Genomic DNA, 11,852 nt, shown 5'->3' on the forward strand with positions numbered 1-11,852 from the left:
CGATTCCACCCTGCTTTACACCTGTTCCTTCTTCGCTCTGAAAGATAGTGTAGATTTGAGCATTGATCCGCTCGTTAGGACACCACAAGTTTAAATACCATACTATAATCATAATGCTATTCGTCGAACCTGACTGAGGTCCCCCCAATTTCTGGACCGCTCAAAGATTGGGGGCTCAAATTCTGAACTCTTTAACATTTGGAGCCAATTATAGCCCAATCTATGAGAATGCAGTTGAAGAAGAATGGCATGATTAGTTTGATAATAACGAAATATTTAAATCATTATCTGTTATGAGCGCCAATTGACTTGTTTCAACCGAATAAGAATGTAACAAATAAAGCACCCAGCCTTTCGGCTAAGTGCTTTATTTACAATGCTTAATAAACGAGCGGGAAATGGGGTTCGAACCCACGGCCTGCAGCTTGGGAAGCTGCGTTCATTATTATCCAATGAATTTCATTAGAATATAAAAAAGCTTGTAAATGAGCTGAATAGGTATTTTCTATGCTGGTTGCTGCTGGTTGTATCTGGTTGTATTCGTATATTTGTTTCAACCAGCGTTTCAACCGAAATGTCGCGAACTACCGAGCATAAAGAAGGTAAAGCTACCGTCAAGATTGTTTATTATAAGCATAAAACCCTCAGTGATGGGAGTCATCCATTTGTGGTTCGGATTACCAAAAATCGTAAGAACCGGTGGATCTCCACCGGCATGAGCCTTCATCCTCGCTACTGGAATGATGATAAAGGGGAAGTTCGTCGAAGTTACCCCCAGAAAGAGCGGGACTTACTGGAAGAGACTTTAAAAATATGGCTAAAGCGTTACAGTGAGGCTGCCAATAGTCTGGCGATCGCCGATGAGGTTCACGATGTCAAAGCCGTGGCTACTAAAGTTAGTGAAGAACGGAAAATCACCCTTCAATTTCAGCTGCTGGCATACATGGACTATCTGGCCAGCGAAATGCTTCAGATGGGCCAGGTAGGTAACCGGAAAGTGTATCGAGAAATACGGTTACAATTGACCAAGTATATCCAGGCTCAGTATAAGAAAGAAGATGTTTCTTTTGAACAGGTAAATGTCAAGTTCTGCAACGGTTGGGAAACGTTCATGCGGAAGAGCGGCCTAACTGAAATTACATTATCCGTAAAATTCAGGACGCTCCGGGCTGTACTTAATAAAGCCATTGCCAACGGCTATGCAAAAGCCGAACATTATCCGTTTGCTCGTAATTCGGCCGAAAAGCACAAATTCCATATCGGCAAATTTGATACCTCGACGACCAAGCGGGCGATTAGTCGGGCCGACATCCGGAAAATTGAAGCCTATGAGCCAGAAGGAGCAACTACATACGATTTACTAAAGCTACAACTTGCCAAAGATGTTTTTCTCTTCTCATACTACGGCGGAGGGATCAACTTTGTAGATATCGCTGCCCTACGCTGGTCTAACATATCTTCTGAGATTAACGGGAACCAGCGATTGGGCTATATCCGTCAAAAAACTGGAGGGCGGTTTTCTTTCAGGCTAGTGGCATCTTCATTGGCCATTTTGGAACGGTACCGCTCAGCGACTGGTGAAAAAGGCAACGGGTATATTTTTCCGATTCTTAACGAGGCTCTCCATAAAACACCGGTTCAGATTCATAACCGTTGCAACAAAGTTATGGGACACATCAATGCGGGTTTGAAAGATATCGCTGAAGCTGTGGGGATAACAACGCTTTTAACCACCTACGTAGCCCGGCACTCTTTTGCTACGGCGCTAAAACATTCTGGAGTTACTACGGCTGTTATTTCGGAGGCAATGGGACATAAAACGGAAGCGGTAACACAGACCTATCTGGCTTCGTTTGATAATGATTTGATTGATGAGGCTTTCAATAATTTATAATGGAAATCTTAACCATGGAAGCAGTAAAATTGATTATTAATACTATCAAAGTACGCTTCAAAGGCATTCGTATTACTGGATCAGATAACAATCTTGATAAATATATTCAAGCAAAGAAACGCTATGATAAATATCCTCAAGAATTTAAAGATGCCCATCAAGAATCGATAAATGGTTTACCTTCAAGACCAAGGATGTACAATGAAGGTTTAGATTTTTTTAATCGGTGGAATTGTGTTCAAGATATAAATCGAAAAATCATTGCCTCCATATCAATTGTTGAGATAAAGGAGAATCTAGATTTTCTACAATTATTTCTTGAAAGTCAAGCAAATCAAGAAAAGATAATTAATTGCTCCTATTTAGATGCAGCGGGTAAGCTAAAGCTTGCATATATAGGGAGAGATATTTCTATTGACCGTTTTTTTGAAGAGAGAGTATTAACTAAGGTTAGGCAATCAATTAAAGAGCTTGAGAAATTAGAAGCGCTTTCAATTCTTAATGACATTGTAATTACGCAACGCCAAGCAGAAACGAAAGTATTAAAAACTCCGAATGGACAGTTTGAAAGATTATCTACACAGAGAGAAGTAATGAGAAATGAGAAGCCGAGTAGCCAATTGTCGGTTCCTGAGTTTCGAAAGCTTGCTGATATCTTCAAAGATCCTAAAGACTTATCTGCAGCTACAGCATTTTTGTCAAAAATTGATAAACCTGTAGTTAATTCAAATAGTGAGTGGATAGCAAAATACCGTGGTCACAAATCAGTAGCTGTAGTTTGGATCACTGTATTAGAAAGAAAAGGATGGTTAAAGCCTATTTACTATAAAATGCTAGTTCCGCTGCTCAATAGCTATTTTCCTGGGCTTGAAATGGGAAAGGATGCGGGTATGTTTAACAAAGTGAATGAGGTTCAGCTCATGGCCAAAAATGAGCTAGAGAAAATGATACCAGTCAAAAAAATGTAAATGGCTTGGCAATTACTTTTTCATTCTTTCCATTCCATTTATAGAATGGAAAGAATGGAGAGAATGGCAATCCACTTCCTTTGCCCATGTCAATAACAAGATAGACATGGAAAACAAAATCGTAGTAACCCCTGAATCACAGTTACAAGCTCTAATTGCCGAAGCCATTGGTATAGAGTTTCGACGTTATTTCCTTTTTATTCAACAACATTCTGCTGGAACAGACCCGGAATACATCGACTATAAAAGATGTAAGGCTAAGTACTTTTCAAGTGTACCTGATTCCACGTTACGTCAAAAATTTGCTAATAATGAAATTCCAGGCGTAACAAAAATAGGTAAGCGATTATTAATTCACGATCAGACAATTGCTCATTGGTTACAGAGCAATCGACGTGTGCAGACTGTTGAAGTAGAACAATTAGCTGAGGAACAGTTTGTCAGTCGCCATAAAACATCGCGCAGCGGAGGGCGTAAGGTGTCATGATACCATTTCTAAATTATACTCCGTCATTAGCTTCAGGAATACGCCATTCCCAAATAAAAAAATACAAAGGGAACCCGATTGAGTTCGAAATAATCAATCACGAGGTGTATGCGAATGCAACCGGAATGTGCAAGCCGTTTGAAAAGCGGCCGATTGATTGGATAAGGCTACCTGATTCTCAGCGGTATATACAGGCATCTCAGGCAAAGTGTGAAAATCTCACTTTGATCCAAACCCGAAGAGGAGGTTCAAACCCATCCACCTGGATTCACCAGAAACTGATCGTTGTATTGGCCCGATGGCTTGATGTCGACTTTGCGGTTCAATGCGATGAATGGGTGGCTGAACTTCTACGGACCGGCAAAGTTGAGGTATCGAGCAAGGAGTATAGCCGGAAAGAACTGGCGTTAATGATCCTGCAGGCTGAAGAAGAGAAGGAGCAATTACTTCTGGAGAATGCTCAGCTACGGCCAAAAGCAGCATATGCCGATAAAGTCCTGGCCAGCGTCGACGATATCACCACAACGATTATCGCCAAAGAACTCGGTCTATCGGCAAAGCAACTCAATCAACTTCTGGTTCAGCGTCGGGTGCAGTATTATCACGACGGTCAATATATTCTTTACGCCCCGTATCAAAATAAGGGCTTGTCTTCTTCCCGAACGCATGTCTACACCAATAAAGAAAGGAAAAGCCGGACCCGGCATTACTTGGTCTGGACGGAAAAAGGCAGGGCGTTCATTCACCGTCTGCTAAACAGTTCGCCAACTAGCGCTTTAGCCCTTCCCTTAATTACTCATTCCCCACCTGCCAGTTCATCCGATCATTGATTAGGATACGTTGACCTGTAATCCGTTGGCCGGAAGCGGTTTGTTCCGGCATACTATGAGTGAGGTTATCAATTATATCCGTCTGATGAATTGGTTCTGGGAAGTGGTACCCTATTTACCCGGCTATAAGTCTGAGTATGGCTCCGTCTTTCTGGCCGTTGTTGATAGTTGTAACCGAAATGGCTGGCGGGAAACAGCTGTTGAATTTGACCGGTTGATCAACAAAGTCCGATGCTCCAAGCGGATGTACTATGAGGCATTGCGGTGGTTAACCGGGCAGGACCTGATAACGTATAAACCGGGTCGTAACGAGTATGCACCTGCCAGCTTTAACTTGAGTGAGTGGCTAAAAGCTGAGGTGCAAAAATGCACCGCTACCGTTACCTCTCCTGCACCTCAGTCGGAAAATAGTGGTGCATTTTTGCACCTCAACAATACCGCTACTGATACCTCTACCGCACCTATTAATAATAAACTAATAAACAATAAACCTAAAAACAAGAATACATCTGTCAATAAGGATAAAATCGCTTTTCGGGAAAATGTATACCTGCAACAGTCCGAGTATGATAAACTCGAAAAAGAATTTGGCAAAGACTTCGCCGACCGCTGTCTGGACAAGCTTTCAAACTACAAGCTTTCTCATGGCAAAAGCTACAAGTCCGACTATGGGGCCATTCATAATTGGGTAATTGATGAAGTGGAGAAAAAACAGAGCCGGTCGTCCGGATCTCACCTCAATGGATTAACGGTTGCCCCGACACCCACTGCTAAACCTACGCTGCGATGAACAACATCACCACATCGACTCATCTGATCAACGTCGACTTAGAACTAGAAGCGGCCGTGTTGGGCAGTGTGCTGACGACTCCCGATAAAGCGGGTGAGCTGCTTCGCTATATTCAAAAGTCGGCCATCTTTTACAAAGAGTTTCATCAACACGTTTACCAGGCCATTGCCCATCTGTATAGCCAGGGACAGGAGTGTGATTTTCTGGCCGCTAAACAATGGCTTCAAAAAAACGGTCACGATACGATCGGACTAATGCCGGTTGTTGAAAAAGGCGGCTATTTTGATCTGACGCCGAAATGTCTGTTCCTCTATGAACTGGCCGTGAAAAGATTTTTAGGGCAATACGGGCAGCGAATGATTCGGATGTCCGCCGATCCAACGACTGATGCCCTGCAACTGCTGGAACGCGTTGACGGCGATATTGACAATATTATGGGGGCCATTCAATCGATGAAGCGTCCAACTGTTAATGATCATCTAAAATTATTTTTGAATGATTTGGATGGAAAAGTAAAGCGTGAAGGGCCGTATTCCGGGCTATTAACGGGCATCCAAACGCTCGACGAGCAGACGAATGGCCTGAAATCGGGAGGCTTTTACGTGCTGGCAGCCGGTACGGGTATTGGTAAAACGGCAATTGCAGGACACATCATCAAACATCAGATTCTACAAGCAGGGAATGCCGTAGGATTGTGTACGCTTGAAATGAAAGGTTCCGAGATCCTGGGGCGGTTTGTTGCCGCCGAAACGGGTTATAGCAATTTCGAACTTGATCGGGGTAAGGGCTTAGACTATCGCCGGATTAATCAAGCCGTAACGAAGCTCTCCGGAGCGCCATTGCACATTTGGGACAAACCCATCGAACTGGTCCAACTTAAATATCAGGCCTCCGAATGGAAGCGCAGGCACGGCATTAAGCTGCTGGTGATCGATTACCTGCAGCTCGTTAAACATAGTCTGGTTAAGAACCGCTATGAGCGAGTTTCCGACATCAGCTCGACTTGTAAGGAAATGGCTCAGGAAATGGATATCGCTGTACTAGCGCTGGCACAATTGAACCGGGATCATGAGAAACGTGAAGGCTGGAAGAAACGTCCTAAACTCTCGGATTTGCGCGAAAGTGGCCAGATCGAACAGGACAGTGATGGAGTAATGATGTTGTTTAGGCCGCATAAGTACGGTCTTTCTTACGATAAGAGCAGCATCATTATTACTCCCCAAACGCTGGAGATCCACCTGCCCAAATGGCGTAATGGGATGCCTACGGATGAGGATTATCCTTTGCTTACATATTACGATGCGCCGACTAACCGCGTCGGCTCGACTCCCTTTCCGGATGTCCCTTTTTAAAACTAGCTAGTAGTAACGTTTTTTATACCACAACACACCATGATCAACACGACTACCGAAAATTTAGGCTACTTGGTTCGCTGGGACGCTCCACACCGGCCGCATGAGTTTGAAACCAATCAGCAGGTCTTTTCTCACCCGGATCTGTTAACCGCCCGCCGTCAGGCCTTTCGTTTTGCTGAAGACCTCTGCCAGAACCAGACCGGTAAGTATACACTGGAAATCGAAATCTATCTGGTTCATCTGATAATGGAACCGAGTCAGCCTGCACTAAAAGCGTACACAACACAGGTGTTTCATAAACGGTATCCGGAAGAATTACCAGAACCCGTAACTAAAGAGGTAACAACGTCTTCTGTAGAAAAAAAAGACCAGACCTTAACTCTCACTATCGTCAATATAGTTCAGGTCATAGAAACCGAGAAAGCGCTTTTGGAAGCCCTGAGCGAATTGGACGGTGAGCTCAGGTATTACGAGCAACATTTTTTTCCGACGGGCTTTGGCACCTTTGCGGTGGTGATCCGGCATCCCACCTGGATCAACGAATACACCATAGCGGTCCTCTACGATGCCCTGGCTTACGTCGTCTCCCTGATTGGCCGCTATAATCATTTTCATTCCAGCGAAGGGGATCAGGAATTAACGCTTACCGTTGTTCAACAGCCTTCCTAATTGTTTTATATCCACACCACACGAAATCATGAAAGAAATCGAAGAACAAAGACCACGGGGAGCACCTTCCAAGTATAAGTCGGAATATGCCACTATCGCCCGGCAACTCTGTTTACTGGAAGGCTCGACCGATCGGGATTTAGCCGAAGCCTTTGAGGTATCGGAAAAGACAATTGAAAACTGGAAGAAACAGTATCCCGAATTTTTACGGTCAGTCCAGGAAGGAAAAAAAATAGCTGACGCTAAGGTCGCCGAAGCCTTTTACAAACGCTGTATTGGGTTCGACTACCACGAGATTACCCGCGAAGGAAAGGCACCACTCGACTCCGCAACAGGCAGCTTTAACAAGGGATTATTAAACGTTACGAAGGTCGTCACCAAGCACGTACCACCCGATGCTGGAGCGGCATTGAACTGGCTGAAAAACCGGCAGCCGAATCATTAGCGCGACAAGGTGGAGCACCACCACAGCGGCAAAATTGATACCAATGACCTCAGCCAATTGACCGATGAACAGCTAACACAAAAATTGGCAGAACTGCAACAGAAAGCTCATGCAGCCACTAACGATTGAACAGGTTCAAATTGAACAGATTCGTCGGGAGCAAGCCCGAAGGTCTTACGTCTGGTTTGTGCCGTACCTGAAACCGGATTATTCAATGCAGCCGTTTCATGCAGTTATGGCCGATCGGTTGCAACGCTTCGCCGATGGTCACATCAAAAAGCTGATGATTACGACACCCCCTCAACACGGGAAGTCAGAATTATCGACTCGGAACTTACCGCCGTACCTGTTTGGGAAAAACCCTAACCGGAAAATTGCGGTGTTGTCCTACGCGGCCACCAAAGCCAAGAAGTTCAACCGGGAGATTCAGCTACGAATGGATAGTGACCGCTATAAACATCTATTCCCCAGTGTTCGGTTGGCAAGCCACAAGGACCCGGCTTCAACCCGGACTACCGATGAGTTCGATATTGTGGGAAATGGTGGAGTATTGAAATCCGTTGGTCGACAAGGCCCACTGACGGGTGATCCGGTGGATATAGTCATCTTCGACGATTTGCTCAAAGATCTCCAGGAAGCTAAATCATTGACGATCCGGGAAAGAACCTGGGATTGGATTGAATCGGTCGTCGAAGCCCGGTTGGATAATGATGGACAAATGCTCTATGTCACCACTCGTTGGGATGAGGACGATCCAGCCGGCCGCTTTCTGGATCGGGATGGGTATTGGTCCGATGTCAATCCGGATGGGTGGATTTTGCTCAATTTTGCCGCCCTCCGCACGGCTGACATTCTGCCCTATGATGATCGACCTCTGGGAGCTGCCCTGTGGCCCGAAAAGCACAGCCGGGAGCGCATGGAGAAGAAACGCACCGATTCGCCCATCACCTTTAATGCATTGTACCAAGGTGATCCCAAGCCCTCCCCGGAGGCCATGGTTTTTCCCGACTGGGCGGAGATCGATGAAATGCCCTCCTGTGATGTGTATTTCCATGGGCTTGACTTTGGGTTCAGCAATCACCCCAGTGCCCTGATCAAGATTGGAAAGATCGGTAACCGGCTGTATTTGGATGAGGTGTTCTATAAAACTGGTTTGACCAATCAGGATCTGCTGCAGTATTATCATGCCGCCGGATTACCACCGGGTCGGGAAACGATCTGTGACAAGGCCGAACCCAAATCCTTGGAGGAACTCCGCCGGGGTACCTACGATGCCCATGGTAAGAAGCTACCGGGCATCAATGCTACAGGTTGCGACAAAGGCCCTGGCTCAGTCAATGCCGGTATTAGCAAGCTGAAAGAGTATCGGGTGTTCTACACGCGCAGGAGTCGCAACCTGGCTCGGGAAGTTAAAAACTACCAGTGGATCATGGCCGGTGGAAAGGCAACGAATGATCCGGTCGATGATTATAACCACGCGATGGATGCCGTTCGAGGTGCGGTGTTCACCAAGTATAATAAGCCTAAAAAGGGAGCCGGTAAGTTCCGCAGCATCCAGCTGTCAAGTCCGAAGACAATTTAAAAATTTACATATCCACACATTTTATTATGGCAACAGAAAAAACGAACGAAGCTCTTGTTGAGATGAAATTAGATAAGGTGACTACGGAAGAGCGTATCTCCGATCTAAACCGGCTGATCGATGATTTGAACAACCAAAAAGAATCCTTCAGTAATGAGCTTACGCGAAAAAGTATTACGGCCCAGGAATACCGAGTCTCGGTAAAAGAGATTGAACAACAACTGCAACAGCATCTCGCCGATCTAGCCCAACAAAAACAGAAGCTGAGATCGATTCGTTGGGCCATCAGTTATAAAGATCGCTCAAGAATATAGATGCTTTAACGTACTGTCAACAATTCACATAAGCTGTTTCATGGAAAACGGAATATATTTTTACGGCCCGGCTGGATGGCAATGGGTCGCTGAGGTCGATTACGCAATCAATTACCAGGTAAACGACCTGACCTCGCCGGACTCGCTGGAGTTGAGTTATACCAATCAGTTCAATTTGCCCAACACACTGGCTATTCAAAAACTTCTGGAGAATGCCGAGCAGTTGGACGCCGGTGGCCAGCATCCCTATAAACTGGTTCCCGCCCGGATCATTGAAGAGGAGGAAATCGTTTTCGATGGCCGGGCGGAACTCAAATCGTTCCAGGGGGGGCTGGAAAGTGGTCATCTACGAAACGCACCGGGCATTGTTTGACAGTCTGAGTGAAAAGAGTATCCGGGATCTGGAGCTTTCCCGACTGGATCACCCCTGGACGCTGGACGAAATCAATGCGCGCGCTGGCGCCACGGATGGGGTCTGCTACCCAATTTTAGATTATGGAACCGTCAGCGAGGGGATCGTGCCCCAAGATACCCTATTTCCCTCGGTCTTTGTCCGCGAACTTGCCGCACAAGCCGTTGCTGAGCAAGGCTACAAACTAGTAGGTGCCTGGCTGGACGATCCGTTATTTAGGGCAATGGCGTTGCCGTTCTGTGAAGCTGAGCCGGTCAGCCGGGATCAAAACTGGGTGGATGCCCGCCGGGCTCGGGTAACGCTTGTCGATGCACCAACCATTGAGTTTGTTAATACTGGGCGATTGAACCGCATTCAGCCGTTTTCGATTGACAACCGCGACCCGTTTTTTTATGACGGCAAGGTAAATAACTACAATCCAGTCACCTATCAATACACTGCTGATACCGATATGAGACTCCGCGTAGTAGCCTATCAGGAATTTGTAGCGCGTGTTGAACTGGGCGCTCCCGAATTAAAGTTAATTGTGGAGGTAAACGGCGCAAACGTTCACCAGGCGTACTGGAGTAAAACCCTTTACAATACTAGTATTCTTGCGGAAAAAAGAGACCGGCTCGAAGTCGATACTTCCGTCTTACTGAAAAAAGGGGATGTGGTAAAAATCAGGCTAACGGTGGGTAAGCGAACAACGTTTGCAGAATATAAACTTAAAATATTCCAGACGAGTGAAACGGCTTTTGCCAGTTTTGAACCTGACCCGGTAGTTTATACCGGCGATAACTGGCTGGTTGCCCGAAACCTCCCCGATCTGAAATGCTCTCTGCTTCTAAAGTCCATTGCGTTCCAGATGTCGGGGTGGTTTAATATTGACAATCAGCGCAAAACGGTAGAGTTAATCAAGTTGACCGATCTGACCAACAACCGGGTAAATGCAGTTGACTGGTCGGCAAAGGTTGAGGAAAGTGAAGCGCCGGAAGTTCAGTTCCGGATCGAGCCGTATGCCCAGAAAAACTATGTGAAATACAAGGAACAGGACGGCGTTGACAAAGGGTATGGAGATGGGGTTATTCGTTGTGAAAACACGGCACAGTCAACCGAAACGGCCCTTTTTGAGTTGCCCTTTTCGGCGACTTTGCCCTCAACCCGGCAGGTAGGTGATTTTGGTTTACCGTTACTGATTGAAACGCGCAAGATCACTGGCAGGGGAGATACCATCCAGATCAATAAAAACTCCACCAGTCCACGAATTATTCTGGTGGAACCAACGAAAACGTTCGAGGTAGCTACGCAGATTCTCGATATCAACGGTAACATCAAGCCAGCCGCAGTAACGCTGACCGGTTGCTGGTTTGCCCGGCGCGAAAATTCCATTGTAACCAATGAGAATAACTTCTCGCTGGCTTTTGACCCAGTGCCTGGACAAGTTAGTGAAGTGCCTTTGATCGGGCGGTACTTCGGCGGTTTAAAGCGGGTCCTTCGGCGCCCTAGGGTATTTGTCCCTTCCCTGTATTTGCGCCCGGTCGATATGGCCACTCTCAATCCAAATCTTCCAATCCGTCTCAAAAACGTTCGAATTGGAGACATCGAAATAGCGGATGGGTATTTTTATCTGAATCGGGTGAACAATTATCAATCGGGCAGGACATGCACTATATCGTTGATTGCTCTCTAAATTCTTTCCAACTAGGGTTTTGTATAAATTTATCTTTGGAGGGCTTTACAATGCCAACAGCTTTCGAGCGGACGTTAGAACGGGTTCAAAACGGTGAATCGATTACGGTAGCGGTACGAATCGAATACCGAAGTTGGCGGAAGTATTACGACAAAGCGACTCCGGAAGAACGTCGACAAGTCAGTGCCGCGCGGCAAAAATTTCACTACAACAAACCGGGTCGGGCGCTGGCATTGAAACGGGCGGAAGAGACAGAAAATGTTCGGTTGATAATGCCGGTTTCCCGGAAAAAGCAGGTGCAGACCTATTGCCGAGAAAAAGGGATCAGTGTTAGCCGGTATATCAATAGCTTAATTATTTATGATCAGGTCCGGCATACCAACTCCAGAAAGGGGAGCTAGATTGAACGGACTGTGTACAACATCAAGCCTGAA

General features: G+C 46.0%; 13 protein-coding genes. All 13 read left to right on the forward strand.

Annotated features, from left to right (window positions below; genetic code table 11):
- Nucleotides 1–574: 574 nt before the first annotated feature.
- Complete coding sequence (locus FH871_RS17635) at nucleotides 575–1,894, forward strand: site-specific integrase (RefSeq protein WP_138992724.1); 1,320 nt, start codon at nucleotides 575–577, stop codon at nucleotides 1,892–1,894.
- Nucleotides 1,894–2,862 carry a hypothetical protein gene (locus FH871_RS17640; protein ID WP_138992725.1) on the forward strand — a complete coding sequence of 323 codons (969 nt, stop codon included), beginning with the start codon at nucleotides 1,894–1,896 and terminating at the stop codon, nucleotides 2,860–2,862. Before FH871_RS17635 ends, FH871_RS17640 begins: the two co-directional genes overlap by 1 nt.
- Before the next feature lie 106 nt (nucleotides 2,863–2,968).
- Nucleotides 2,969–3,349, forward strand: a complete 381-nt coding sequence (locus FH871_RS17645) for a hypothetical protein (protein WP_138992726.1) — start codon at nucleotides 2,969–2,971, stop codon at nucleotides 3,347–3,349.
- Nucleotides 3,346–4,179: a phage antirepressor KilAC domain-containing protein gene (locus tag FH871_RS17650; protein WP_138992727.1), complete on the forward strand. Its 834-nt coding sequence runs from the start codon at nucleotides 3,346–3,348 to the stop codon at nucleotides 4,177–4,179. The genes FH871_RS17645 and FH871_RS17650 overlap by 4 nt, the downstream gene beginning before the upstream one ends.
- 55 nt (nucleotides 4,180–4,234) lie before the next feature.
- The gene (locus FH871_RS17655; protein ID WP_138992728.1) at nucleotides 4,235–4,969 is read left to right on the forward strand and encodes a hypothetical protein; all 735 of its coding nucleotides are present in this window, start codon (nucleotides 4,235–4,237) and stop codon (nucleotides 4,967–4,969) included.
- A complete protein-coding gene (locus FH871_RS17660) occupies nucleotides 4,966–6,321 on the forward strand; it encodes a DnaB-like helicase C-terminal domain-containing protein (protein WP_138992729.1) in 1,356 nt (451 codons plus the stop codon). Before FH871_RS17655 ends, FH871_RS17660 begins: the two co-directional genes overlap by 4 nt.
- 39 nt (nucleotides 6,322–6,360) lie before the next feature.
- Nucleotides 6,361–6,993, forward strand: coding sequence for a hypothetical protein (locus FH871_RS17665; protein WP_138992730.1), 633 nt, complete (start codon nucleotides 6,361–6,363; stop codon nucleotides 6,991–6,993).
- 28 nt (nucleotides 6,994–7,021) lie between these two features.
- Nucleotides 7,022–7,438: a helix-turn-helix domain-containing protein gene (locus FH871_RS17670; RefSeq protein WP_138992731.1), complete on the forward strand. Its 417-nt coding sequence runs from the start codon at nucleotides 7,022–7,024 to the stop codon at nucleotides 7,436–7,438.
- Nucleotides 7,439–7,547: 109 nt separating this feature from the next.
- On the forward strand, nucleotides 7,548–9,020 hold the full coding sequence (locus FH871_RS17675; RefSeq protein WP_138992732.1) for a terminase large subunit: 1,473 nt from the start codon (nucleotides 7,548–7,550) through the stop codon (nucleotides 9,018–9,020).
- A gap of 26 nt (nucleotides 9,021–9,046) precedes the next feature.
- Nucleotides 9,047–9,334: a hypothetical protein gene (locus FH871_RS17680; protein ID WP_138992733.1), complete on the forward strand. Its 288-nt coding sequence runs from the start codon at nucleotides 9,047–9,049 to the stop codon at nucleotides 9,332–9,334.
- 40 nt (nucleotides 9,335–9,374) lie between these two features.
- Nucleotides 9,375–9,707: a hypothetical protein gene (locus tag FH871_RS17685; protein ID WP_138992734.1), complete on the forward strand. Its 333-nt coding sequence runs from the start codon at nucleotides 9,375–9,377 to the stop codon at nucleotides 9,705–9,707.
- Nucleotides 9,700–11,418 carry a hypothetical protein gene (locus FH871_RS17690; RefSeq protein WP_138992735.1) on the forward strand — a complete coding sequence of 573 codons (1,719 nt, stop codon included), beginning with the start codon at nucleotides 9,700–9,702 and terminating at the stop codon, nucleotides 11,416–11,418. Before FH871_RS17685 ends, FH871_RS17690 begins: the two co-directional genes overlap by 8 nt.
- 50 nt (nucleotides 11,419–11,468) lie before the next feature.
- A complete protein-coding gene (locus tag FH871_RS17695; RefSeq protein WP_138992736.1) occupies nucleotides 11,469–11,819 on the forward strand; it encodes a hypothetical protein in 351 nt (116 codons plus the stop codon).
- Nucleotides 11,820–11,852: the final 33 nt, after the last annotated feature.

This window comes from Larkinella sp. C7 (genome assembly GCF_006149005.1).
In the GTDB taxonomy this organism is placed as follows: domain Bacteria; phylum Bacteroidota; class Bacteroidia; order Cytophagales; family Spirosomataceae; genus Larkinella.